Source organism: Myxococcus sp. AB036A, assembly GCF_006547355.1.
GTDB classification, from domain to species: domain Bacteria; phylum Myxococcota; class Myxococcia; order Myxococcales; family Myxococcaceae; genus Myxococcus; species Myxococcus virescens.
Window position 1 is genome coordinate 1 of record NZ_VHLC01000022.1, and the last position, 23987, is coordinate 23987.

Below are 23987 nucleotides of genomic sequence, written 5' to 3' on the forward strand. Positions count from 1 at the left end.
CAGCGGTTTCGTGCATGCACAGCGTTGACCCCTGGGCAACGTGGGAGCGGGCGCTGTTCACCAGCGGGCCCGTGCCGCCACGGGTCCGTGTCTGAGCGGGCAGCCGTACCAGGCAGGCATCACCGTGTCCTGGTCCGCGTCTGGCCGCGTGCCGGGACGTGCATCGCAAGGAGCCCGTATGAAGGCCGTGGCCGTCTTCCCCCAGAAGCGCGAGGTGCGTGTCATCACCGACGCCCCCGAGCCCCGCATCCAGTCCCCCACGCAGGTGAAGGTGCGGACGCGGGAAATCGGGGTGTGTGGCACGGACAAGGAAATCATCGAGTTCGTCTACGGCTCCCCGCCGCCGGGCTCGGACCACCTCATCCTGGGCCACGAGTGTCTGGGCGAGGTGGTGGAGGTGGGCGAGGCCGTCCGGGGCCTGAGCCGCGGGGACTGGGTGGTGCCCCGCGTGCGCCGGCCGTGCCCGCATGCCACCTGCCCGCCGTGCCGCGGGGGCCATCCGGACTTCTGCATCACCGGCGACTACACCGAGCGGGGAATCAAGGGCGCCCACGGCTTCGGCGCCGAGTCCTTCGTGGAGGACGTGGCCTACCTGCACCGGGTGCCCACGGAGCTGCGCGAGGTGGCGGTGCTCACCGAGCCGCTCACCATCGCGGAGAAGGCCCTCCGCCAGTTGGAGCGCTTCCAGGACCGGCTGCCCTGGAGGGCGGGTCCGGGCCGCGCGGTGGTGCTGGGCGCGGGGCCGGTGGGGTTGCTGGGCGCCATGGCGCTGGCACGCCGGGGTTATGCCACCACGGTGTATTCGCGCAGTCCCAAGCCCAACGTGAAGGCCGAGGCATCGGAAGCGATGGGGGTGCCCTACATCTCCTCGAAGGAGGTGCGGCCAGAGGAGCTGGTCCGCAGGGTCGGCGCCGCGGACGTCATCTACGAGGCCGCGGGCGTGGCGAAGGCGGCGCTGGAGACGCTGAAGGCGCTGGGCCCCAACGGCGTCTGCATCCTCACGGGGGTGCCGTCGAAGGAGGAGCCCTTCGACGTGGCACCGGTGCTCAAGGACGTGGTGCTGGGCAACCAGGTGCTGGTGGGCACGGTGAACGCGGCGGATGTCGACTTCGACATGGCGCTGGAGGACTTGCAGCACTTCCAGGCCCGCTGGCCCGGGGGCCTGGAGCGGCTCATCTGCGCCAGTCATTCGCCCGAGGACTTCTGCGACGTCGTCACTGGCAAGAAGTCTGGCGGCATCAAGGACGTCATCCGTTTCATCTGACCCCTTCGACAAGGAGTGACGCATGGCAACGGGAAGCGGCGGCGCTTCGGTGACGGGAAAGCCGGTGGCCATCGAGGACCACGGCATCATCGGCGACCTGCGGACGGTGGCGCTGGTGGGCAACGAGGGCACCATCGACTGGTTTTGTTTTCCGCACTTCGACAGTCCCAGTGTCTTCGCCGCGCTGTTGGACCGTGAGAAGGGAGGCCACTGGGGCATCGCGCCGGAGCCCGACGGGGTGATGAAGCGGCAGTTCTACTGGCCGGAGACCAACGTCCTGGTGACGCGCTTCTACACGCCGGACGGCGTGGGCGAGCTGGTCGACTTCATGCCCATGTCGGGCAGGAAGGGGATGAAGGAGGAGCGGGAAATCCTCCGGCGCGTGCGGGTGGTGCGTGGACAGATGGTCTTCCGCATGGAGTGCTTCCCGGCCTTCAACTACGCGCGGGATACGCACGAGACGAAGCTCATCCACAGCGGGGCCACCTTCTCCTCTGACACGCTCCGGCTCACGCTGTCCTCGTCGGTGAAGCTGAAGAAGACGGAGCGGGGCGTCACCGCGTCCTTCACCCTGCATGAGAACCAGTCCGCCGTCTTCTCCCTGCACCCGGGCGCGCGCACGTCCTGCGAGGCGGTGGTGCACAACCATGAGTCCTCCGAGGAGCTCTTCCGGGAGACGGTGGAGTACTGGCGCCACTGGCTGTCGGGCTGCCAGTACACGGGCCGGTGGCGGGAGACGGTGCAGCGCTCGGCGCTGGCGCTCAAGCTGATGACCTTCGCGCCCACGGGCGCCATCGTCGCGGCGCCCACTTGCAGTCTGCCGGAGTCACCGGGCGGAACGCGCAACTGGGACTATCGCTTCTGCTGGCTGCGCGACGCGGCCTTCACCGTGTACGCGTTCCTCCGCATCGGCTTCAAACAGGAGGCGGCGGCCTTCATGCGCTGGGTGGAGGCGCGCTGCGCGGAGTACGACGACGGGCCGCTGCCCCTGATGTTCGGCATCGACGGCAAGCGCGTGCCCGAGGAGCAGGAACTCCTGCACCTGTCGGGCTATGGCGGCGCGCGCCCGGTGCGCATTGGCAACGCGGCGGCGGACCAGTTGCAGCTCGACATCTACGGCGAGCTGATGGACTCGGTGTACCTGTCCAACAAGTACGCGGCCCCCATCTCCTATGACTTCTGGCGGCACCTGCGGCGGCTGGTGGACTGGGTGTGTGACAACTGGGAGCTGCCAGATGAGGGCATCTGGGAGGTGAGGGGCGGGCAGCGGCAGTTCGTGTACTCGAAGCTGATGTGCTGGGTGGCGGTGGACCGGGCCGTCCGGCTGGCGGACAAGCGCAGCTTCCCGGCGGATCGGGCCCGCTGGCACAAGGTGCGGGACGCCATCTTCGAGGACATCATGGACAAGGGCTGGAACCCGGAGCGGGGCGCCTTCGTCCAGTACTACGGCGGCCACGCGCTGGACGCGGCGAATCTGCTGATGCCGCTGGTGTTCTTCCTGTCCCCGGTGGACCCGCGCATGCTCCAGACGCTGGACGTCATGCGCAAGCCGCCATCCCAAGGCGGCCTGGCGTCGGACGGGCTGGTGTTCCGCTACGACGTGGAGGCCACGCTGGATGGGATTGCCGGCAGCGAGGGCACCTTCAATCTCTGCAGCTTCTGGCTGGTGGAGGCGATGACGCGCGCCAGCGTGGCCCGGCCCGACTTGCTGGAGGAAGCGCGGCTCATCTTCGAGCGGATGCTGGGCTACGCCAACCACGTGGGCCTGTACGCGGAGCAGACGGGCATGTCCGGCGAGGCCCTGGGCAACTTCCCGCAGGCGCTGACGCACCTGGCGCTCATCAGCTCCGCCTACAACCTGGACCGCACGCTGGGCCGGCGCGACTGAGGCCTCGTCATTCGCCCTACACGCCCACGAATTCGGACCAGGCGCCTGGCGTCACCACGCCGGCCAGGCGGACGCTGAGGTCATCCGGCCGCCGGGCGATGTCCAGGGCGTCGAGCAGCCGGGGGTCGTCCGCGAAGTGGCGCCGCTTGCGCTCCACCAGCAGCTCGAAATCGTGGAGCATCATCTCTCGGACGTCTCGGGGCATCCGTTTCAGCGTGGCGCGCGCCCGCTCCACCCAGCCCTTCTCCGGCTCCCAGGTGTCCTGCACCACGGCGTTCCACGCGCTCAGGGCCAGCGCCAGGCAGGTGAAGAGCTCGGCCTGCGGATCCTCCGAGTCCTCCACGTCCTCCAGGATGGGTTTGGCGAACTCGAGCAGCGTTTCGGAGACCTTCTTCGTGGGGAGCGAGCGCGTGGGCGCGTGGGTCGCCTTGGGCCGCCGGGTGGCCAGCGACAGCAGGTCGAGCTTTCCCACGTAGCTTCCCGTCAGCAGCGGCAGGGGGATTTCCAGCTGCACCCGAACGTGGAGGTCTCCAACCTTCAGCTCCACGTTCACCTCGCGCTCCTCGGGACGTGCCAGGGCGAGCGCCTGGGCCACCGCCGCCGCCAGCACCAGCTCCTCGGCGTTGCCCAGGCGCGGTGTGTTGCGCTGGACGCGCATCACGTCGGGGACGAAGGGCAGGCCGGTGACGTCCTTGACCGTCTTCACCACCCAGTCCGGCGCGTCCTCGAGCGTCACGCCCAGCGAGTCCGGGATGAGCACGTCGACGTTGCCGCCCGGCAGACCGGACATGCTCATCCGCTCCACGGAGCCGGCCCGGTCGAAGAGGGCGAAGCCGAACTCGCTGCTCCCACTCCCCATGACGGACAGCTCCCGGGTGCCCCGCACGGTGCCCTCCAGATGCACGGTGAAGACCTCTTCGTTCGTCCAGCTCTCCCAAGGCTCCGCGCGGACGAGCGCCGCCGTGGCGTCAAGGAGCGCCTCCGTCACCTCTGGCATCACCATCAATCCCGGCTCCACCGAGGCCCAGTGCATCTGGAGGGCCAGCGCCGCCCGGAACCGGGTGACGGAGTCCGGCATGGGCCGCGACGCGAAGCCGTGGCCGGCTCCAGCACGCGCCAGCCGGCTTTCGCAGTAACGCTTGAGTCCGGCGTTGTCCCTCGCCAGGCCTTCCAGGCCCTCCGCGTCGCGACGCCCGAACACGGGTGGCAGCGCCTCACCTTCGGACGTCACCGCGACGTAGACGGAGGTGCGTCCGTCCACTCCGACGTCGAAGGGACCCAGCTTGAAGGCATAGAGGGCCCCTGGCTCCAACTCGGGTGCTGGGGGCTTCCGTCGAGGCTTCCGCCGGGCGGCATCCTGGAAGGCCCGGCGGCGAGGAAGAGGTTCAAGAGAGAGGTCCTCGGGAAGCTCGGTGGTGGTGAGCTCCGCGCGGACGGGCTCGAGGCGTGGGACCTCCTTCGAGCTGTACACCTGGGTCAGCGGGATGCGTTCGTCACGCGACAGACCCAGCTCCGCGTAGAGGTCATCCCAGAGCAGGTCCGCGGCGTCGGAGAGGTGAGACACCTGCGACTCCCAGTCCTTCAGCCATTCGAGCACCTGGGCGCGGCCCTCGGTGGAGCGCATCAGGTCGCTGGCGCTCCTTCCACCCCAGGCGGGGATTCCCCGGGACAGCTCCTCCCGGGCCCGTTGTGCGAGCATCAACGCGAATGCGTCCGCCAACTGAGGGGGCGCGTCGTCTGGCAGGGCGCGCGCGGGCTCTCCTCGGACGGACTGCACCGGCCCCACCGTGTCCTCTTCGTGCTCGGCCTCCGCGCCCAGCAACTCCTCCAGCAGGGCCTTGCCCTTCTCCAGACGCTGCGCGGAGTGGGTGGTGAGGACCAGCACCTTGCCCTCCACCGTGAGGGAGCCCCACACCGCCGCCCGAGGACCTTCCCAGTTGTAGTGACCCTCGCCCTCGCGGGTGAAGCCGTCGTGCCGGCGCAGGTGCTCTTCGACCTTCGCCGGGTGGCGGATGCGGAAGCGCGCGGTGCAGAGGCGTAGCGGCTCGTCCTCGAAGTTGAGGAGTGGCCGCTCAGTGGTGAGCAGCTCCAGCACGCGCGTGAAAAGAAAGGGCGCCAGCCGCCGTGCCTGCCTGCGGCGGCCGGGCACGTCGTCGGCTGGAGGCTGATGGGTGGCGAACGCGTGACGCGCGGCGACGACGACGTGCTCACGCAGGGGGCGGGGAATCGCGACGATGCCTCCCACCAGCTCCAGGTGGTCCTCGGTGGGTATCACCCAGCTCGCAATCAAGTCGTAGCGGGCTACCTGCGTGGTGAGGCTGCGCTCCTTCACCTCCAGCACCTCGTCGAGCACGAGGTCCCTCAAGCGCAGTCCTTGGCCGAGCCGCACCTCCTCCACCTCGAACACCGAGCACCAGGACGCGGCCAGGGCTGACAGCAAGCCGCGCTCGGCGCGCGACAGGCGTTGCCCGTCCCTGAGGAGCTGACGGTCCGCCGCGGTGCGGCCCTCGGCGTCTTCCCGTCCATGGAGGGTCCACGCCATCAGGGTGGCGCTCATCCAGGGAAACCGCTCGTCGGCCCACGTCGTTGGAAAGTCGGCACGAGCGCTCGCGGACAGCTCCGGCTCGGCGTTGGCGAAGGCGCGCAGCGACGCGAGTCCGCGGGCGAAGGCAGTGGGGCTCCAGGTTGCCATGGATGCACCCTATCCACCGAGGTGGCATGCCTCTACCCCATCAGGCGGGAGTGTCGCCTCGGCGGCCCTGCGGCCAGCTCCCTGCCCGGACGAGCCATTCCGGGCGCTGCCCCCGCAGGGGAAGCACCTGCTCGCGCTGCACCCGCGTCCACTGCCGGGACTCCATCTGGAGCGTGCCCCCGCTGCGCAGGGCCGCCTCCCAGGCGAGCGAGGGGCGCCGCCTCATGGGCTCGGTCTCCAGGGCCCTGACCAGCACCTCCACGGTGAGGGGTATGCCCCTCAGGAAACGCGCGCCTTCCGTGAAGCCGCCGCGCTGCCGCGTCCACCAGGTCTCCACGGCCTGGGCGTCCACCTCGCCGGGAAGCACCCGGGGGCTGGGGAGCCACGCCTGGAGGTCCTCTGTCTCGGGTTCGGCGTCCTCCTCCGCGTCCTCAGCCTCGTCGGCGGGTGCCTCCACGAGGAAAGGAGGCACCATGGGGAGTCCGGTGATGGCGGCGAAGGAGGCCGCGGCCAGCGAGCCCTGGGTCTCATCGCGCAGCAGCGGCAGCAACGCCTCGGCCGCCAGGAGCCTGCCACTGAAGCCCACCGCCCAGATGACCTCCGCCGGTGCGGAGCCGTCTTTCAGGCGCGCGAGGAGGCCCGCGAGGTCCTTCGACTCACCCGCCACGGCGAGCGCGAGGAGCGCGCCGCGCGACGAGGAACCCCGGGCGTGCTCCCAGGCCTCACGCGAGCCCAGCAGCAACCCGGTCTCCAGAGCGGCGTTGCTCACGGTGGGATGGGCATGGCTCAGGGCGCGTGACAGCCGGGCATCCCCTGCCTGCGTCCTGGGAGCGAAGGGAAGGGCACGAAGCGCCTCGGCATGCAGCGCCGGGTCGGCCTCCCAGTCGAGCTTCTCGAGCGCGGCGCTCGTGTCGAGGTGACGGACTCGCGCGACCCGGAGCGCTCCCGCCTGGAGCGTTGGCTGCAACGTCGGCAGCTTCTTCAGGAGCAGGGCGTGAAGGTCCGGCCGGTCGAGCAGCTCCAGCGCGCGGAGGAGGCCCGGATGCGTCCCTTCGGACCCCTGCTCCAACTGTTGGAACACAGGCTCGCGCCAGTCGGCGTCCTCGGCGGAGAGCAGGGCCCACGCCGCGCTGGCCACGCGCGCGGGGTCCTCGGAGGTCAGCGCGGGGAGCAGCAAGCGGGTGGCGGCGGCGCTGCCTCCCAGCACGAGTGCATCCAGGTGGGCCCGCAGGCGCCCTTCATCGCCCTCAGCCAGCGAGGACAGGGTGAGCTCCGGGCTCCAGAGGCCGTGCTCCCACTGCGTCCACAGGAACTCGGCTTCCTCGAGGTGGCGCTCCAGCAGCTCCCAGCGGACCGTTGGACGGCGTGGCGACAAGGGCCTCACAGCTCCTTTTCACAGACGAGGCACCTGGCCTTCGTGTCGCTCTTGCCGAGCGCGATGACCGGCCCCTGGAGCAGCGGTGCGGGCGGGGTGTTCTTGTCGTTGTGGAGCATGAGGTCGAAGGTCCGCGCCACGCTCTTGCCCTCGAACTTCACGTCGAAGGAGTAGTTGACGAACTCGGCCTTGCCCTTCGTTTTGCCGGAGACGACGCCACCGCCCGCGGTGCCCGCCTCGTCGCCGGTGCTGGTGCTGAAGTTCGAGTCCTCGACGCACACCGGCTTGCCATCCACTGAGACTTTTGTCGTGCCCTTCGCCGTGTCCGAGGACATGGCGACGTTGGGGTAGGGAATGGGCACGGGACCGGCGGGGCTGGGCGTCTTGCAGACGTCCGGGAAGGCGATGGTGGTCCCTCCGGTGTCCTTGTGGACGACGGACAGCTTGTTGACGCCAACGGTCGCGCTCATGCGGATGGCTCCTCGTCCCGGGAGTGTATCGCTCCTGGCCTCGTGTCACGAGCCAGGGTGGTGGCTCGTTGTATCGTGCCGTGGAAGGCTGTCCCTCCGGTGTAGGAGGCTGTGTCGCGCATGTTGGGATGGGTCCAGGCGATGGGAATGGCGTCGTCGCTGGGTGGGCTGGTGCCTGCCTCGGCGGCGTTCCGCGCGGGGATGTCCTGGCCCTCGGCGGCGCCGGACTTCGAGGTCTTCCTGAAGGGCGACGAGGCGCCGAGCCCCGTCACCGTGCACGCGGCGGGAGAAGCCACGCTGGGGTTCTCGGGCGTGGGGCGGCTGGTGGCATTGTTGGCGGAAGCGCTGGTGGACCTGGGGACGTGGGTGGACGTCGCGGCGCTGGGGCCCGGCGTGGGGCTCTACCTGGTGCTGCCCGACCCGGAGGCACGGGGCTTCACGACGGGGAAGGACCCCTACGAGGAAGATCCGGACGACGCACGCGAGCGCGTCGCGCGGCTGGTGGACCGGCTGGTGAAGGGGACGTGGCAGGCGCTGGGATGGCCTGCGTGGAAGGGGCTGGTGCGCGCGTTCCCCACGGGGAACGTGGCCTTCGCGCAGGCGCTGGCCGCGGCGGGCGAGGACCTGCGGGCGTCCAAGGTGGAGCGTGCGCTCGTCTGCGCGGTGGACAGCTTCATCTCCCCGGAGACGTTGACGTTGCTGCACCAGCAGCAGCGCCTGAAGACACCGGGCCGGCCCACGGGGTTGATGGCGGGAGAGGCCGCGGTGGCCTTGCTGCTCGCGCGCGAGGAAACCGCGGAGTCCTCCATGGCCGTGGTGCGGGTGGCGCAGGGACGCGACGCGGCGCCGCTGGATGGGGAGCAGCCACCGGACGGGCAGGAACTGGCGCGGCAGGTCCTCGCGGCCTTGGGGCCCTTGGGACAGGACGCGTCCGCGCCGTTGATGGTGTCGGACCACGACGGGCAATACGCGCGGGCCTTCGAGTGGGGGATGCTCCAGGTCCGGCTGAGGGAGACAGATGCTCGCTTCGAGCAAGGCGCGGTGTGGATGCCGGCCAAGAGCTTCGGACACACGGGGGTGGCCTCGGGAGCGGTGGCCACGGCGTTGGTCTTCCGGGGGCTGGCGCGAGGTTACGCGCCCACGTCGTCGGTGCTGGTGCTCTCCTCCGCGGAAGCAGGGGAGCGCGCCGTGATTCACCTCACAGCTCCAGGCCGTTCCAACCCTCGGCTGCGTAGACCTTGAAGCCGGTGAGGCCCGCCTGGACGAAGGCAGCGTGCACGTCTTCTCGGATGAGGATGAGTCGGCGCTCCATGGTGCAGCGGAACAGCTTCGCCTGCGGGGAGATGGCGTCGTACTTCAGGGCGAGCTTCTTCACGCGGCCAATCTGGTCCTTGGCGATGGCGTTCATCCTGTAGACCGACTGCTCCATGTCGATGGCGTCTTCGGCCCCCTGGAGATTGAGGAAGGCGTAATCCGGACCGACGATAGCGCCTTGATGGTCCTTGACCACGACAGGAAGCCATTCCGCGTTGGTGACTTCCAGGGATTCGATGAGCTTGCGCGCGCGGCCTGAGACAAGCAGGTCGCTCATCAGGTTCGGTTGAAAATCGTAGACAGTCCGGTCGTCTGGATAGTTCCTGGAGAAGGAGACCTCACCACCCACAGGAAACTGTTTGATGAGGCTGATGCCTTCGTCGAACTTCCAGTCTGCCGGGCTTCCCCGGGGATATTCATCGATGAAGCCTGCATCGATGCCTTGGACCTTGAAGACGAAGTAGTTCACGGACGACTCCAATCCTGCATGAGATGCCGGGCCATCCCCTGGTGGCTGTACCTCATGATTCTTCGTCCACCTCGCCGTCCTCCTCTTCAAGCCAGCGTAGGAAACGCATGGCGCCGACCAAGGCGAGCACTGGCTCTCCCTCTTCGTCCGTGAAGCGGATGGCGTCCTTTTCATCAGACAGGCTGACCTGGACGCAGTACATGGCCATGTCCTTGCCTGGGCGGACCAGGTCCTTCATCCGGGCATTGATGACGCGCGGATGCGCCTCCAGCACCTCCGTGTAGACCTCATCCAAGGGCACCAGTACCCCCCGGACGCCCTCGCGTGCGGTGACGAAGCACGGAGACTGTTCCGTCAGAACTCGAGCGACGATGTCGGCGGGCTGCTCTTCTATGCAATTGGCTTCGAACATGATGGGTCAGAGCTCCAGTCCGTCCCAGCCTTCAGCTTCGTAGACCTTGAAACCGGTCAGGCCCGCTTGCTCGAAAGCAGCGTGGACGTCCTCACGGATGAGAATGAGACGGCGTTCCTTCGTGCAGCGGAACATCTTTGCGTCGGGACTGATGGCGGTGGTGTTCAGGGCCAACTCATCAATATTCCCGATCTGGTCTTTCTCAAGGGAGTCCATCTCGTACTCCGAGCGTTCCATGTCGATGGCGTCTTCGGCACCCAGGAGATTGAGGAAAGCGTAGTCCGGACCCACGACCTTGCCCTGATGGTCCTTGATGGCGACCGGAAGCCATTCGGCATTGGTGACACCGAGCGACTCGATGAGCTTGCGTGCGCGTCCCGAGACGAGCAGGTTGCTCATGATATTGGGTTGAAAATCATAGAGATTCCGATTGTCGGGATAGTTTTTTGAAAACGAAACTTCCCCGCCTACTGGAAAGTCTTTGGCAAGGCTGATGCCTTCGTGGAACTTCCAATCAGTAGGGCTGCCATTTGGAAGCTTCTCGATGTAGCCCGCCTCTTCGGCCATGACCTTGAAGACAAAATATTTCACGAAAATCTCGAATGACTGGTTCAATTAATAGAGAGAGCCCCACTCATAACGGCTCTTGGCCTTCTTGTCCTTCGGGGCATAGCGCACAAGGGCGTGCTTGTACTCCTTTCCTGCGGTGACTGAGGCCACAACTGCTCGGCTCAGTGCAACGAGGAGCTTCCAGTACTTGTTCTCCAGCTTGTGCAACTGGTCAAAAACATCCTCGATCAACGCCTTGTGTTCTTTTTGAGAGTCGATCGCCTTCTGAAGCTTTTGGGCGATGGTTTTCATGTCCCGCATCACCTGCTGCGTGTAGTTGGGATGGTCGCCCGGGTGCTGCAGCAGCGCGTGGACGGGCACGGCCCAGGCCTGGTCCGGCAGCATGATGATGTTGTGGCCGTGGTTCAGGTTGTAGTCGGACTGGAGGATGAGGCGGAGCTGCCGGTATGTGAAGACCGGGCCGTCCTCCAACTCGTAATAGAACGCCGAGCCCGGGAGGATGTGGTGCGCCTCCCATGCGTACGGGTACTTCTGGAGCGCGGGCTTCTTGTCCTTGTCCTTGGCCCTCGGGTTGAAGTTCTCCGGCGGTCCCCCCGGGAACTCAGCGGTCTGCTTCACCAGGTCCCGGATTTCATCCAGGTAGGAGTGGTCGAAGACGCGGTACACATCACGCCCGTCCAGGGACGCGATGTAGTCAGAGCCATTCTGCGCGTAGTCGCTGTCCTTGCCGAGCACCCCCCGGGGCGGGGCGCTGTCATCCACGTGGTCGGCGTCGTCCGCGGCGCTGGCCGCGGGCTTCGGCTTCTTCTTCTTCGCCGCCTTGGCCGCCGTGTACTTCCGGTCCCTGCTCCGCTCGAAGATGGACAGGAGCCGCTGCGCCAGATCTGTGTTCATCTCGCTCGCACTCAGGTTGCTCATGCGCGTACCCACCTCTCACGTTGTATGGTGCCCGAACGCCCCGTTCCAGGCTACGCTCACCCGCACCTCCCATCATGGCTCGTCTCATCTCCCTCCGTGCAGATGCCGCTGACTCCCTGGGAGAAAGGCTGAGCCAGTTCGACCCGGGCGCGGACCGCTCCAGCATTCTCGCGCGGTTGGACGCCATCACGCTCGACTTGCACCTCATCGCCGTGGCCACGCTGCTGGTGGATGGGAATCCTCAGGGGTTCTTCCTCAATCTCTGCCGGATGGCGGAGAACGGCCGCCGGGTGCAGCGCCTCCTCGCGGACCGGGGCCTTCCGCCACCGCCCGCGCGGCGCAACACGCCTCTGCTCGGCGCGCTCGCCGCCGGCCACTTCTCCCTCGCGGAGGCCGTGGCCGCGAGCTCCGCCACCCAGTGGCAGCAGGGCGCCGAATACGAGGATGAGTTCCTCTGGGCCGCCGCCCTCCAGCACCTCACCCGCACGCCGTCTGCTCCACTGGAGTCCATCCTCGTCCCGCTGGAGAAGGTGGGCCAGGAGCCCTACCTCAGCCGGGTGACCATGGCCCGAGCCCTGGTGTCCAGGGACGCCGCCGCCTTCGCCGAGGCCTTCGCCGCCGCCTGCCTGGACCACGGCATCGTCACGGAGAAGCGCGCCCGCTCGCTGGCCACACCCGTGACGTCCTTCGCGCCGCACCGGTTCGTCTGGCTCGAAGGGCTGGCCCTCCTGCGCCTCGCCGAGCGCGCCAGCATCGCACCCGAGGACACCAGCTTCCGCTACTGCCCGCCCCTGGCCCGCGTCCCGATGACGACGACGTACTCGGGCGACTGGGCCGTCGACACGGCGCCGACCCGGTAACCCCGTCAGTCCGTTCCGACGGGTTGCCCTGGCTCCAGCGTCTCCGCGCCCTCGCACGTCACCTGGATGGAGCGCAGCTCCGTGGGCTCGCGCTGCAACGCGAAGGTGCCGCGCCACACGAGGAACAGCTTCATCGCGTCCGTGTCCAGGACCACGGTGTCCAACCGCAGCGCGCCTTCCAGGTCATCCAGCCCCCGGGCCCTGGGCGCGAGGACCTCCGGAGACGGCAGCGCGGGCAACCTGAACGTCAGCGGCGCACCCGGCGCCACGTGCTTCAGCAGCACGGCCTCGCCCCCTCGCAGGTAGCCCGGGACGAGCTGGTCCCGCGGCGCGCCGTTGAGGAAGCGCCGGTCGAAGTCCTTCGGCAGCAACGGGCTGCGCGACTTCTTCCACGCGTCATCGTAGGTGCCCGCGTAGCCGGCCCGAGGCTGCCAGTGCGGTTCGATGAACCCGAAGCCCGTGGGCGGAGGACGCTGGCCCCAGGACCTCAGCGGCTCGGCGGGGGACTCCAGGTTCGGCAGCCGCAGGTTCTCCTCGAAGCGGCTGCCCTTCTCGCGAAAGCCCGTGCCCAGCGGGTTGCGCGGCTCGAAGGCGCTGCCGTCCTTCCCGCCGAAAGCGCGCTCATAGCGTAAGGGGATGCGCTCGAAGGGGAGGGGCTGCGTCACTCCGATGCCGCCCATGCTCTTGAACCACGTGCGGTCCCCCAGCACACGGACCTGCTTGTGCACCGGCCCGACATGCAACTCCGCGAGGAGCTCGCGAGTCCCCGCCGCGGGCGCATGGGCATGTCCCACCAGCACCACGTCCGTGGCGGCCTTGAAGAAGGCGCCCTCGGGCTCCAGGCGGAGGCTGGCCGCATCTCCGCCGCCTTCCCAGCGCTCACCCCCGGTCAGCAGCGGCGCCTGCTCCGCGGACAGCGCCGGCGCGCCCCGAGGCCGCAGGTCGAACGTGGCCTTCAACACGGGCACGAACAGGGGCCGCAGCGCCTCGTCGGTGAGGAACAGCGGCTCAAAGGTGAAGGGCGTGAGGTTCTCGGTGGAGGGGTGCCCCATGAAACATGTCTACCAGTCCTCACCTGTTTGGGACACGGGCGGCCGGAGCCCGGCTGTCAGCCCGCACTCCACCTTCCGTCCACGCCGTGCCCTCACACAAGGACACGGCCATGGGAGACCCACGCAATCCGAAGCGAGCGCACGAGCGCTGGAACCTGGAGCGCCTGCGCGCCTGCGAGGCGGAGGTGCGCGCCCTGGCGCCCTGGGTGACGGTGTCCGGCGGCTGGGCCTGGCACTTCATGGCCCCGCCCCACGAGGAGCTGAAGCGCTTCCACGACCACAAGGACGTGGACCTCTTCGTGGAGCCCGCGCGCTTCCCGGAGCTCATCGCCGTGCTCACCGCTCGCGGCTACCACCGCATCTGGACGCGCTTCGACGCCACCTCCACGCACTTCTACCGCTACGCCCGGCACGATGAGGGCGGCAAGGTCCTGCTCGACGTCTTCGTCCGGCGCGTGCCGTCCGTGGACGCCGGGGGGATTCGCGTGGTGGACCCGGCCACGCTGCTCACCTTCTACGGAGACATCCACAGCACGGACGACTGCGTGTCGGTGCTGGCGGCGCGGCGGCTGCTGGCGAAGGGCCACAGCCCCCTGGGCCGGGTGGAACTCGTCACGCAGGCCCACTGAATGCCCCGTGGGCGTGGGGGTGCAACCCGCGCGCACGGGCCCGCCGTCACTGCACGGTGAAGAGGTGGTTGTTGCCGAAGTTCGAATCCCAGGCCTGGCAGCCCCAGCGGCTGGTGTTCTCGAACCAGATGGCCAGCGTGCCCCGCGTGTTGAGTGGGATGGACGGCGCGGGCGGGTTGGGCGTGGAGGAGAAGCCCGTCACCCAGAAGCGCTGCACCGGCCCGTTGTTGAACTGGTAGTAGCCCGTGATCGTCCACCCCGGCGTGGTGCCGTTGATGGTGCCCCGACATTGCATCAGCCGGTTCGCGCTGTAGTGGATGGCCGCGGTGGAGCCGAAGGGCAGCGGGTTGGAGGACGCGAACACGTTCCAGCCCTGCGCCGGCGACTGGAAGGTGATGCTGGAAGGGGACTGCGAGGAAGCGGCCGTTCCGGCGAGCAGCACGGCGACGGCGGCGGCGAGACACCAGTGGGGGGATTGACGCGGCAAGGCAAAGCTCCAGGTTGAGAGGAAGCTGCGTTGCGGATACGCACAGCGTGGCAGGCAAGGGCTGTGACGGTCCGCCAGTGGACCCTCACGGGTTTGTGCCGCTCAATCGTGGACTCCTCTAGAGTCAGGCTCCTCACCTTTACGCTCCGCGCCATGGCCGACTTTCTTCCTCGCTTCTATCGACTCGCCGTCCGCGTGGACGCGCACTATGACGCGCTGAGCCGCAAGCTTCGCCAGAAGCTGGGAATCGCGCCGCCGCTGCGCATCCTCCCCTACCGGGGCTATGGCACGCCCGAGCGCGCCGTCATCAAGGCCCGCGTGCTGGAGGACCGGCACGTGCGTCCGCCGCAGGAGCGCTACACGCTGGTGGGCAGCGCGGTGGCCTCCTACAAGCGCTACATGACGCGCGAGGTGCCAGGCGCGCACGTCGCGGTGCGCTGGGGCGACAAGCGCTGGGAGGGCACCACCGACGAGGAGGGCTTCCTGGAGCTGTGGGTGCCTCCGCCGGACGGGGTGCGCTCGGGCTGGCACATGGTGGAGCTGGAGCTGCTGTCGCCGGATGCGGAGGGCGTGTCCCGCGTGGCCGCGCCGGTGCGGATGGCCGGGCCCGGCGCGGAGTTCGGCGTCATCAGCGACATCGACGACACCGTCATCGTCACCGGCGTCACCGACCTGCTGAAGCGGGCCTGGGCGCTCTTCCTGACCGAGCACCGCGTGCGGCTGCCCTTTCCGGGCGTGGACGCCTTCTATGCCGCGCTCCAGCACGGCCGGGGCACGAGCGCGGACAACCCCATCTTCTACGTGTCCAGCAGCCCGTGGAACCTCTACGAGCACCTGGACGAGTTCCTCTCCCTGCACAAAATCCCCACCGGTCCGTTGCTGCTGCGCGACTGGGGCCTGTCCAGCCAGGGTTTCGCGCCCGGCGGGGGCCATGGGCACAAGCTGGAGAAGATTCGCGCGGTGCTCGGCACGCTGTCGCACCTGCCCTTCATCCTCATTGGCGACAGTGGCCAGGAGGACGCGGAGCACTACCGCACCATCGTCCGTGAGTTTCCCGGGCGCATCCTCTGCGTCTACATCCGCAACGTGCCCGGGCATCAGCGCCGGGCCGAGGAGCTGGCGCTCATCGCCGAGGACATCCGCGCCGCGGGCAGCCAGATGCTCGCGGTGGATGACACCACCGAGGCCGCCCGTCACGCCGCGCGCGAGGGGTGGATTCAGTGGCGCGAGGTGCGCGAGGTGGAGGCCCACCGCCGCGAGGACGCCGCGCGCTGAGGCTTCCGGCGCCCACCGAGGTGCAGGTGCTGTCAGGACAGCGGACGGCCGCCCTGGAACTGGGCCATGCGCTGGGCGCGCTCCATCATCTCGCCCTGGGCCCAGCGCTTCTCGTCACCGGCGCGCGGCTGCCGGCGGCGCCAGCCGCCATCCGCCGTCAGCTCCCAGGCGGACGTGGTGTCTGCCATGCAGCGCTCCAGCGAGTCTTTCACCTGGGCGGCCAGGCTGGCGTCCTCCACCGGCGCGAGGATTTCCACGCGGTGGTCCAGGTTGCGCGGCATCAAGTCCGCCGAGCCGATGAAGCAACGCAGCTCCGGGCCGCGCTCGAAGATGTAGATGCGCGAGTGTTCCAGGAAGCGGCCCAGCACGGACACCACGCGGATGTTCTCCGACACGCCGGGAACGCCCGGGCGCAGGCAGCAGATGCCGCGCACGTTCAGCTCCACCTTCACGCCCGCGCGGGACGCCCCGTAGAGGGCGTGGATGATGCCGGGGTCCACCAGCGCGTTCATCTTCATCTGGATGCGCGCGGGGCGCTCGGCCGTGTGCGCGGCGACGGTGCGCTTGATTTCCTCCAGCAGGCCCTGGCGCATGGTGAGCGGAGCCACCAGCAGCTTGCGGAAGCTCTTCGGCCGGCCAAATCCGGTGAGGTAGTTGAAGACGTCCGCCACGTCCGCGCCAATGTCCGGGTCCGTGGTGAACAGGCCCATGTCCGTGTAGAGGCGCGCCGTCTTCGGGTTGTAGTTGCCCGTGCCGATGTGCACGTAGTGCCGCACCTTGTCGCCCTCGCGCCGGACGATGAGGATGGCCTTCGCGTGCGTCTTCAGGGACGGAATCCCGTAGACGACGTGCACGCCCGCCTCTTCCAGCGCGTTGGCCCAGCGGATGTTGGTGCGCTCGTCGAAGCGGGCCTTCAGCTCCACCATGCACACCGCCTGCTTGCCGCGCTCGGTGGCGGTAATCAGCGCGGGCACCAGGGGCGAGCTGTCCGACGTGCGGTACACCGTCTGCTTGATGGCCAGCACGTCCGGGTCGGCCACGGCCTCGGTGACGAAGCGCTCCACGGAGGTGGCGAAGGACTCGTAGGGGTGGTGGACCAGCAGGTCCCCCCGGCGCATGGACGACATCACCGTGCCGCCATCCGGTGCGTCCGCGTCCGTGCGCAGGCGGGCCTGGGTGACGGGGACCCACGGCGGGTCCTTCAGCTCCGGGAAGCCCGGGGCGAAGGCGATGGACTGCAAGTCATTGAGGCCCACCAGGCCGTGCTCTTCGTAGACCTGGCGTGCCTCCAGGCCCATGGCCTCCACCAGCGGCTCGAGCAGCTTGGGGCTCATGCCGGCCTGGACTTCCATGCGGATGACGTCGCCGAAGCGGCGCTCGCGCAGCTCCGTCTCCACCGCCTTGAGCAGGTCCTCCGCGTCCTCGGACACGGTGAAGTCCGCGTCGCGGGTGACGCGGAAGGTGCCCCAGCTCAGCACCTCCATGCCGGGGAACAAGTCCCCCAGGTGCTGGGCGATGATTTCCTCCAAGGGGACGAAGACGTTGCCCTTGAGGGGCAGGAAGCGCGGCAGCAGCTCCTTGGGCACCTTCACCCGGGCCACGCTCTCCTCGTCCGCGTCCGGGTCTCTCAGCAGCACCGCCAGGCTGAGCGACAGGTTGGAAATGTAGGGAAAGTGCCGCCCCAGGCCGATGGCCAGCGGGGTGAGGACGGGGAAAATCTGCTCCTTGAAGCGCTGGTCCACCTGGGCGCGCTGCTCGGCGTCCAGATTCCTGGCGGAGAGGATGCGCAGGCCCTTTTCGGCCAGGGCGGGGCGGAGCACCTTCTCGAAGGCGTCGCCGTGCCGGCGCGTCTGCTTGAGGATGCCGTCGTGCAGCTTGTCCAGGGTGTCGCTGGGAGAGGCTCCGTCGGGAACCAGGCGCGCCACGCCGCCGCGAATCTGCTCGTGCAGACGGGCGACGCGAATCATGAAGAACTCGTCCAGGTTGCGCGCGTAGATGGCGATGAACTTCAGCCGCTCCAGCAGCGGAATCTCCGGAGACTCGGCGAGCTGGAGGACGCGGTCATTGAAGGCCATCCAGGAGAGCTCTCGGTTGAAGAAGAGCTCCGTGTCCTTCGACTCCGCGCCGGCCGGGAGCACGTCCCGGTTGGAGGGTTTCTGGGTGACGCCGCGACCGCCGCCGCCGCGTTTCGGCATGGTGACTTGACTCCTCGTTGACTCCCTTGGAGGGATGTAGCAGGCCGCCCCCCTGTTCATTGTAAACTCGCGTGTTACTTGGGAGAGGGAGCCGTCAGGCGATGTAAGCCCTCCCAGGTGGGCGGGCAGGGAGAAAGGGCGGGAGGCGTGGACTTTGTTGCATCCGCGATATGAGGACTGCATGTCAGGCGACGTGAGCGCGACGGAGACGACCCCCAAGGCGGACGCGGCCAGCGGCCTCTTCACGGCCTTCCAGAAGGACAGGAAGGTGCCTCGGGGACGGTGGGCGGGCGCCCTGCTGATGGCCCTGATACCGGTGGTGCTGGGCGTGGGCTTCTGGACCCTCGCCAAGGGCGAGGAGAAGACGTTCCGCATCGTCACGCCCCAAGGCTTCAAGTCCATGCGGGGTGGGATGACGACGGAGCAGGTGCGCGCCGTGCTGGGACGGCCCATCACCCTGGAGCGGGACACCAGCGGGGCGGAGTGCTACCGCTACGGGCAGCCCAACTTCGTCAACCCGCAGTTCCTCATCTATTCGGTCTGCTACGAGGACGGGAAGCTGCGGGACGTGAAGACGCACCAGTACTCCGCCTGGAACGTGGACCCCGCCACGGGGACGTTCGCGGCGCCGGGCGGGGAGCCCGCGGACGCGGCGCCCGCGCCCGCGCAGGAAGGCTGAGCAGGGCCTTTCATGCCGAAACGATGATGGAACCATGCGTGGCTGCACGCGAGTCACGGGTGCCAGGCTCCCTCCGTTCCATGCAACGGAGGTCGCACCATGCGGCGGTTCTCTCGGGGGCTCGCGGTTCTCCTGGCGGTAGCGGGGCTTTCGTCCGCAGCGGCGTCTGACGACGTCATCGGGTACGAGGCGCCCAGCGAGGAGGCCTTGCGCTGCCTCAGTGAGGACCTGCCCGTGACGGTGAAGGTCGACTATGTCCTCACGGGTTGTTGGGTGTTCACCCAAAGCACCTTCTACCTGAAGGTGACGCAAAGCGGCGCGGAGGTCTCTGGCCGAGGGGACGACTGGGAAGACCCGGTCAAGCTCAGTCCGAGGAAGCTGTCCCGGGCCGAAGGTGAGCGCATCCTCCAGGATTTGACGAGTGTGATGCTTCGTCGTGAGTCCGAGTCGGCCTCAGGTGATGCGCCGACCCGTTACGTGACCACGGTCGAGTGGGCCTGTGGTGGTGTCAGGGGGACGAAGCGCGGCACGGTGGCGTTCACGGCGCCCGCCTACGACTTGTATTCCACGGATGAGGAAGAGGGAGACACCTACGCGCGCGCCGTTGGCATCCGCGACGTCGTGGTGAAGGCGCTCCGGCAGGCGCATCGCTGACACGCTGGGAATCCAACGCATGAGCGCGGGCGTGCTCCATCGAGGCACTCCGCCACGAGGGTGGCCTATCGTTACCGGCAGTGGGAATCCGCATCGTTGTCCGCACCATCCGCGCACCGGCCCGTCTCCGTAGCGGCGTCCTCGCTGATGTGGAGCGTGTACCGGATGGGCGTGTCCTGGTCGGGATTCGCCATGCCGTCCACCACCACCAGCACCGTCTGTCCCTGCGCCAGTGTCACCTTCACGGCGGGCGAGTCTTGGGGACTCCCGTTCGGGTTGGAGGCGCAACCCAGCTCCGTGCCCCGGCAACCCGTGAGCACGTAGAGCGCGTTGCCCCACTCGCTCGGTGCCGTGTCGAAGACGTAGGTGCCCGCCCGCGGCGCCGTCCACAGGTGTGCGCGGTCCTGCTGGAGCAGCGCGCCGCAGGTGCCCTGGAAGCCGTCACCGGAACCCGCCGTCTCGCCGTGGAACGTCACCGGCAGCGCGCTGCCCAAGTCATGCTGCGCGCAGCCACGGCCGCCGCAGCCCGGCGCGTCGTGGCAGTCCGTGTCCGCGCAGTCCACCCAGCGGTCCCCATCATTGTCCATGCCGTCGAAGCAGGAGCCCGCCTCGCTGGCCCGCAGCTCATCGATGTGCAGCTCGAAGTACCCCGCGCTGAACCGGTCCAGGCTCGCCGAGTCAACGACCACCAGCACCGTCTGTCCCTGCACCAGCGGCACCGAAACACGCGCGCCGCCGCCGTAGCTGATGCCGTCCTTCGCGCACGCCAGCTCCGCGCCCCCGCAGCCGCCGCTGCGCACGGAGACGAGCGAGCGGGTGGCCGACTTCGCCGTGTCGAAGGTGAAGAGCGCGCTCTTGGGCGCCGTCCACAGGAAGCCCCGGTCCGGCGCGCCGCTCCCACCGCACGAGGACTGATGGTCATCCCCCGCGTGCGCGGTGGAGCCCTTCACCATCACCGGAAACACGCTGCCCAGGTTCCGGTCCACGCACACGGACGCGCTCGCCGCGCAGACGTTGGGAACGCCCGTCGCTCCACAGGACTCGGGCGCCGTGCAGGTGCCACACTCCAGGAACCGGCCGCACCCGTCCGGCACGGTGCCGCAGTCCTTGCCCAGCAGGCCGCAGGTGTAGGGGCGGCAGGAAGGCGCCGCGCACACGTTGGGTGTGCCGCCACCTCCACACGTCTCGCCATTCGTGCATGCCCCGCACTGGAGCGCGCCGCCGCACCCGTCCGGCACGGTGCCGCAGTCCTTGCCCAGCGACTCGCAGGTGGCCGGTGTGCAGAGGGGACGGCCACAGACGTGGTCCACGCCGCCCCCGCCGCATGTCTCGCCCGCCGGGCAGAGGCCACAGTGCAGGAGTCCGCCGCAGCCATCGGGCACGGTGCCGCAGTTCTTTCCCTGGGACTCGCAGGTGAGCGGGGTGCACACGCCGCCGCCGCACACGTTGGGCTCGGCGCCGCCGCACGTCTGGCCGCCCGCGCAGACGCCGCAGTCGAGCATGCCGCCGCACCCGTCCGCCACTGGCCCGCAGTTCTTCCCCAGCGTCTCACACGTCCCCGGCGTACACGGCGAGTTGCCGCAGACATTGGGCACGCCGCCGCCGCCACACGTCAGTCCGCCCGCGCAGGCCCCGCAGTCGAGCATGCCGCCGCAGCCGTCGGACACCGGCCCGCAGTCCTTCCCCAGCACGTCGCAGGTGGCCCGCTTGCAGATGCCGTGGCCACACACGTTGGGCGCGCCGCCGCCCCCGCACGTCAGTCCGTCCGTGCAGACGCCACAGTCGAGCATGCCGCCACAGCCGTCCGGTACGGCGCCGCAGTCGCGCGCCAGCGACTCACAGGTGTCCGGCGTGCAGGTGGGCTCGCCGCATACGTTGGGTGCGCCCCCTCCGCCGCAGGACTCGGGCGCCGTGCAGGTGCCGCAGTCGAGCACGTCTTCGCAGCCATCCGAGACTGGTCCGCAAGCCTTCCCCAGGGCCTCACAGGTGGTGGGCTCGCAGGGCGCCGGTCCGCACACGTTGTGCCGGCCACCGCCTCCGCACACCTCACCGGGGCCACAGGCGCCGCAGTCGAGCGTGCCGCCGCAGCCGTCAATGGCGATGCCGCAGTCCATGCCCTGGGAGGCGCACGTCATGGGCTCGCAGGAGGACACCGGCCGGCGGCTGTCCGCGTCTTCGTACGGTTGTGTCTGGCTGCACGCCACCCACAGCACCAGCCCACACGTCCAGAACCACGCTCCCCGCCGCCCCGCTCCGCGCATGCGCTCCCGTCCCGCCCAGGCCACCACCCGCGCCCAACGTGGGTCCGGGCTGCGCGCGTGCCCAGCCAGGGTGTAAGGCGGGGTTGGACGGTGCACACACCGCGACGCGCGGGCCCGGGCGCCGTCTGCCCGGGCGCCTGGTTTCCAACGTTCGCGTCACCCGGCGAGCCCCCTGGATTCAGGATGCGGAGCGCTTCACCCTGCCCGAGGGCATGGGCGGTGGACCGTCTGGGGAGGAGGGGAGGTGGCACGTCCGTGGACGTTCGCGCAGCGCGCGGGCGCCGGCTTCATCATCTCGTTGGTGGTGGCGCTCGTGCTGGCGGGAACGTCCGTGGTGGCGCTGCTCTCCGTGCGGGCCAATCACAAGGCGCGCATCCTGGAGCTGTCCCGGGACGTGCTGGACATCAAACAACTGGAGCGGACCTTCAACGACAAGGTCGTCAGTGGCCGGGGCTTCGCATTATCGGGAGATACCTTCTTCGCCCAGGACATGTCCGTCGCACGCGAGCGCTTCATCGCCACCTACGAAGCCCTGAAGCGCCGGCTCACCCAGGAGCCCCTGGCCACGCAACTGGAGGCCGTCTCCCACGCGGAGCTGGAGCACGAGGAGGCCATGCAGGCGCTCATCATGGAGCGCGAGGACGGCGTGCCCCGTCAGCGGCTGGAGCAGATTTTCGACGGCCACGTGGCGGACACGCGCCGCCGTGCCATGGACAGCCTCCGGATGCTCCACCATCAGACGGAGGCCCGGCTGTCCGAGGGCATCCATGAGAGCCTGGCCACGGACCGCAGCGCGCTCGGGCTGTCGCTGCTCGCGGGGAGCCTGGGCCTCGCGGGCGCCACGATGCTGGCGTGGACGCTGACGCGCAAGCTGCGGCCCATCCAACAGGAGGCCGAGGCCAGCGCCGAGCGCTTCCAGCTCCTCGTGGAGGGGGTGCGCGACTACGCCTTGTTCCTGCTGGATGCGCGGGGCCGGGTGGAGAGCTGGAACCCGGGCGCGGAGCGCATCATGGGCTACCGCGAGGCGGAAATCCTGGGTCAGCCCTCCAGCGTCTTCTACCCGCCGGATGCGGTGGCGGCGGGGATTCCGGACAAGGACCTGGTGCGGGCCCGGAGGGATGGGCGGCTGCATACGGAGGGGTGGCGAGTGCGGAAGGACGGCTCGCGCTATCTGGCGGACGTCAACGTCACCGTGCTCCAGGACGCGCGCGGGCAGCCGCGCGGCTTCGCCAAGGTGACGCGCGACATCACCGAGCGGCGCCGGGCCGAGCGCACGCAGCAACTGCTGGCGGAGGCGGGGGGCCTCTTCCACCAGTTCCAGGACCCCGACCAGACGGTGGCCGAGCTGACGCGCATCATGGTGCCGGAGGTGGCGGACGCCTGCCTGCTCTACCTGCTGACGGCCAGTGGCGACCTCTGGCCTCGCGCGGTGGCGCACGCGATGCCGGAGAAGGAGGCGTGGCTGTGGGACGCGGCGCGGCGCTTTCCGCCGCCACCAGAGTCTCCGTGGGGCATCTGGCAGGTGATGCGCACGGGGCGCTCCGAGCTCAAGAGCGACGTGTCTCCGGAGACCCTGGCCCGGGGGCTGGTGGGCCCCGAGCACCTCTCGTTGATGGAGAAGGTGGGCGTGCGCTCCTACCTCGGCGTGCCGCTGCGGGTGGGGCGGCAGACGCGCGGGGTGTTCGTGCTGCTGACGTCCGCGCCGGAGCGCCGGCTGACGGTGACGGACCAGGTCTTCGTGGAGGAGGTGGCGGGACGCGCCGCGCTCGCGCTGGACAACGCCCGGCTCTGGAGCGAGGCGCAGGACGCGGTGGAGCTCATCGGCGTGGCCGCGCACGACTTGGGCAATCCGTTGAACACGCTGCAGTTGCTGCTGCGAAGGCTTCAGCGGATGGCGCTCGCGGAGGAGCAGAAGGCGCGCGACGGGCTGGCGGCGGCGCTGAAGCAGACGCAGCGGCTGGGGCAACTGCTGCACAATCTGCTGGACCTGTCGCGGCTGTCATCGGGGAAGCTGATGCTGGACGTGGCGCCGGTGGACCTGTCGGACCTGGTGCACGAGGTGGTGGAGCGCTTCGCCGAACAGGCTGCGGAGGCGGGCTGCAAGCTGGAGTTCGGCGCGGAATTGGGGCTGGTGGGCCGGTGGGACCGGCTGCGGTTGGACCGGGTGGTGACGAACCTCTTGTCCAACGCGCTGAAGTTCGGCAGGGGACGGCCGGTGGAGGTCCGGGTGGAGCACGCGGGCGTGGCGCGGGCGCGGCTGTGCGTGAGAGACTACGGCGTGGGCATTGCCCCGGAGGCGCAGCGGCGCATCTTCGAGCGCTTTGAAAGAGAGCCCTCCGGCGGCCAGCATGCGGGCTTCGGGCTGGGGCTCTACATCGTCCGGCAGCTGGTGGAGGCGCACGGCGGCACCATCCGCGTGGAGAGCGCCCCCAGCGAGGGCGCCACCTTCATCGTGGAGTTGCCGCTGATGCTGCTGGGCTCGGAGCTGCGCGAGCCACCCGATATTCCCCTGCACTCGTGAGC

20 protein-coding genes are annotated in these 23987 nt (G+C 69.0%); 9 read left to right on the plus strand and 11 right to left on the minus strand.

Translation table 11 applies throughout. From position 1 onward, the window contains the following. Positions 1-178 precede the first annotated feature (178 nt). Both FL344_RS11695 and FL344_RS11700 read left to right on the plus strand, forming a co-directional pair. Positions 179-1264, plus strand: coding sequence for a glucose 1-dehydrogenase (locus tag FL344_RS11695; protein WP_141590478.1), 1086 nt, complete (start codon positions 179-181; stop codon positions 1262-1264). 22 nt (positions 1265-1286) lie between these two features. After that, positions 1287-3152, plus strand: a complete 1866-nt coding sequence (locus FL344_RS11700; protein WP_141618571.1) for a glycoside hydrolase family 15 protein — start codon at positions 1287-1289, stop codon at positions 3150-3152. Positions 3153-3168: 16 nt separating this feature from the next. On the opposite strand, the gene FL344_RS11705 is transcribed toward FL344_RS11700, so the two are convergent. The 3 genes from FL344_RS11705 to FL344_RS11715 are packed head-to-tail and all read right to left on the minus strand — an operon-like array spanning position 3169 to position 7689. Next, positions 3169-5844, minus strand: a complete 2676-nt coding sequence (locus FL344_RS11705; RefSeq protein ID WP_141618572.1) for a hypothetical protein — start codon at positions 5842-5844, stop codon at positions 3169-3171. Between the two features lie 40 nt (positions 5845-5884). Continuing rightward, positions 5885-7228, minus strand: coding sequence for a TIGR02270 family protein (locus FL344_RS11710; protein WP_141618573.1), 1344 nt, complete (start codon positions 7226-7228; stop codon positions 5885-5887). Continuing rightward, a complete protein-coding gene (locus tag FL344_RS11715) occupies positions 7225-7689 on the minus strand; it encodes a DUF4150 domain-containing protein (protein ID WP_090491111.1) in 465 nt (154 codons plus the stop codon). The genes FL344_RS11710 and FL344_RS11715 overlap by 4 nt, the downstream gene beginning before the upstream one ends. A 120-nt stretch (positions 7690-7809) precedes the next feature. Here FL344_RS11715 and FL344_RS11720 point away from each other — a divergent pair, with 120 nt between their 5' ends. Continuing rightward, the gene (locus FL344_RS11720; protein ID WP_194863083.1) at positions 7810-8931 is read left to right on the plus strand and encodes a hypothetical protein; all 1122 of its coding nucleotides are present in this window, start codon (positions 7810-7812) and stop codon (positions 8929-8931) included. Here FL344_RS11720 and FL344_RS11725 read toward each other — a convergent pair. Genes FL344_RS11725 through FL344_RS11740 form a run of 4 tightly spaced genes read right to left on the minus strand, consistent with a single transcriptional unit; the run spans position 8888 to position 11372 of the window. Continuing rightward, complete coding sequence (locus tag FL344_RS11725; RefSeq protein WP_141618575.1) at positions 8888-9472, minus strand: DUF1629 domain-containing protein; 585 nt, start codon at positions 9470-9472, stop codon at positions 8888-8890. The genes FL344_RS11720 and FL344_RS11725 overlap by 44 nt on opposite strands. Before the next feature lie 52 nt (positions 9473-9524). After that, complete coding sequence (locus FL344_RS11730; protein ID WP_141590491.1) at positions 9525-9884, minus strand: hypothetical protein; 360 nt, start codon at positions 9882-9884, stop codon at positions 9525-9527. A gap of 6 nt (positions 9885-9890) precedes the next feature. Beyond that, a complete protein-coding gene (locus FL344_RS11735; RefSeq protein ID WP_141618576.1) occupies positions 9891-10475 on the minus strand; it encodes a DUF1629 domain-containing protein in 585 nt (194 codons plus the stop codon). A gap of 24 nt (positions 10476-10499) precedes the next feature. Beyond that, entirely contained in the window at positions 10500-11372 is an 873-nt protein-coding gene (locus FL344_RS11740; protein ID WP_194863084.1) for an AHH domain-containing protein, read from the minus strand. A gap of 74 nt (positions 11373-11446) precedes the next feature. On the opposite strand from FL344_RS11740, the gene FL344_RS11745 reads away from it, so the two are divergent. Then, positions 11447-12232 (plus strand): immunity 49 family protein, encoded by a 786-nt coding sequence (locus tag FL344_RS11745; RefSeq protein WP_141618578.1) that lies wholly within the window; start codon positions 11447-11449, stop codon positions 12230-12232. Between the two features lie 5 nt (positions 12233-12237). Here FL344_RS11745 and FL344_RS11750 read toward each other — a convergent pair whose 3' ends face one another. After that, complete coding sequence (locus FL344_RS11750) at positions 12238-13284, minus strand: DUF2169 domain-containing protein (RefSeq protein WP_141618579.1); 1047 nt, start codon at positions 13282-13284, stop codon at positions 12238-12240. 86 nt (positions 13285-13370) lie between these two features. On the opposite strand from FL344_RS11750, the gene FL344_RS11755 reads away from it, so the two are divergent. Beyond that, positions 13371-13913, plus strand: coding sequence for a hypothetical protein (locus FL344_RS11755; protein ID WP_228556398.1), 543 nt, complete (start codon positions 13371-13373; stop codon positions 13911-13913). 46 nt (positions 13914-13959) lie between these two features. Here FL344_RS11755 and FL344_RS11760 read toward each other — a convergent pair whose 3' ends face one another. Beyond that, a complete protein-coding gene (locus tag FL344_RS11760; RefSeq protein ID WP_141618581.1) occupies positions 13960-14400 on the minus strand; it encodes a DUF6209 family protein in 441 nt (146 codons plus the stop codon). A 153-nt stretch (positions 14401-14553) separates the two neighbouring features. Here FL344_RS11760 and FL344_RS11765 point away from each other — a divergent pair, with 153 nt between their 5' ends. After that, complete coding sequence (locus tag FL344_RS11765) at positions 14554-15675, plus strand: App1 family protein (RefSeq protein WP_194858400.1); 1122 nt, start codon at positions 14554-14556, stop codon at positions 15673-15675. 32 nt (positions 15676-15707) lie between these two features. Here FL344_RS11765 and ppk1 read toward each other — a convergent pair whose 3' ends face one another. Beyond that, positions 15708-17870 carry a polyphosphate kinase 1 gene (gene ppk1, locus FL344_RS11770; RefSeq protein WP_141618582.1) on the minus strand — a complete coding sequence of 721 codons (2163 nt, stop codon included), beginning with the start codon at positions 17868-17870 and terminating at the stop codon, positions 15708-15710. 181 nt (positions 17871-18051) lie between these two features. On the opposite strand from ppk1, the gene FL344_RS11775 reads away from it, so the two are divergent. Next, on the plus strand, positions 18052-18549 hold the full coding sequence (locus tag FL344_RS11775) for an outer membrane protein assembly factor BamE (RefSeq protein WP_228564959.1): 498 nt from the start codon (positions 18052-18054) through the stop codon (positions 18547-18549). A 99-nt stretch (positions 18550-18648) separates the two neighbouring features. Then, positions 18649-19203, plus strand: coding sequence for a hypothetical protein (locus FL344_RS11780; protein ID WP_141618584.1), 555 nt, complete (start codon positions 18649-18651; stop codon positions 19201-19203). A 71-nt stretch (positions 19204-19274) separates the two neighbouring features. On the opposite strand, the gene FL344_RS11785 is transcribed toward FL344_RS11780, so the two are convergent. Beyond that, positions 19275-21464, minus strand: coding sequence for a tryptophan synthase alpha chain (locus FL344_RS11785; protein WP_141618585.1), 2190 nt, complete (start codon positions 21462-21464; stop codon positions 19275-19277). 244 nt (positions 21465-21708) lie between these two features. Between FL344_RS11785 and FL344_RS11790 the strand changes: the two genes are divergently transcribed. Then, the gene (locus FL344_RS11790) at positions 21709-23985 is read left to right on the plus strand and encodes an ATP-binding protein (protein WP_141618586.1); all 2277 of its coding nucleotides are present in this window, start codon (positions 21709-21711) and stop codon (positions 23983-23985) included. Positions 23986-23987 lie beyond the last annotated feature (2 nt).

Bases quoted from the DNA above. Each gene is read 5' to 3' on its own strand.
- ppk1 (WP_141618582.1), bottom strand. From the start codon at position 17,870: ATGCCGAAACGCGGCGGCGGCGGTCGCGGCGTCACCCAGAAACCCTCC.
- FL344_RS11740 (WP_194863084.1), bottom strand. From the start codon at position 11,372: ATGAGCAACCTGAGTGCGAGCGAGATGAACACAGATCTGGCGCAGCGG.
- FL344_RS11700 (WP_141618571.1), top strand. From the start codon at position 1,287: ATGGCAACGGGAAGCGGCGGCGCTTCGGTGACGGGAAAGCCGGTGGCC.
- FL344_RS11750 (WP_141618579.1), bottom strand. From the start codon at position 13,284: ATGGGGCACCCCTCCACCGAGAACCTCACGCCCTTCACCTTTGAGCCG.
- FL344_RS11775 (WP_228564959.1), top strand. From the start codon at position 18,052: ATGTCAGGCGACGTGAGCGCGACGGAGACGACCCCCAAGGCGGACGCG.
- FL344_RS11705 (WP_141618572.1), bottom strand. From the start codon at position 5,844: ATGGCAACCTGGAGCCCCACTGCCTTCGCCCGCGGACTCGCGTCGCTG.
- FL344_RS11780 (WP_141618584.1), top strand. From the start codon at position 18,649: ATGCGGCGGTTCTCTCGGGGGCTCGCGGTTCTCCTGGCGGTAGCGGGG.
- FL344_RS11785 (WP_141618585.1), bottom strand. From the start codon at position 21,464: ATGCGCGGAGCGGGGCGGCGGGGAGCGTGGTTCTGGACGTGTGGGCTG.
- FL344_RS11745 (WP_141618578.1), top strand. From the start codon at position 11,447: ATGGCTCGTCTCATCTCCCTCCGTGCAGATGCCGCTGACTCCCTGGGA.
- FL344_RS11715 (WP_090491111.1), bottom strand. From the start codon at position 7,689: ATGAGCGCGACCGTTGGCGTCAACAAGCTGTCCGTCGTCCACAAGGAC.
- FL344_RS11765 (WP_194858400.1), top strand. From the start codon at position 14,554: ATGGCCGACTTTCTTCCTCGCTTCTATCGACTCGCCGTCCGCGTGGAC.
- FL344_RS11695 (WP_141590478.1), top strand. From the start codon at position 179: ATGAAGGCCGTGGCCGTCTTCCCCCAGAAGCGCGAGGTGCGTGTCATC.
- FL344_RS11720 (WP_194863083.1), top strand. From the start codon at position 7,810: ATGTTGGGATGGGTCCAGGCGATGGGAATGGCGTCGTCGCTGGGTGGG.
- FL344_RS11730 (WP_141590491.1), bottom strand. From the start codon at position 9,884: ATGTTCGAAGCCAATTGCATAGAAGAGCAGCCCGCCGACATCGTCGCT.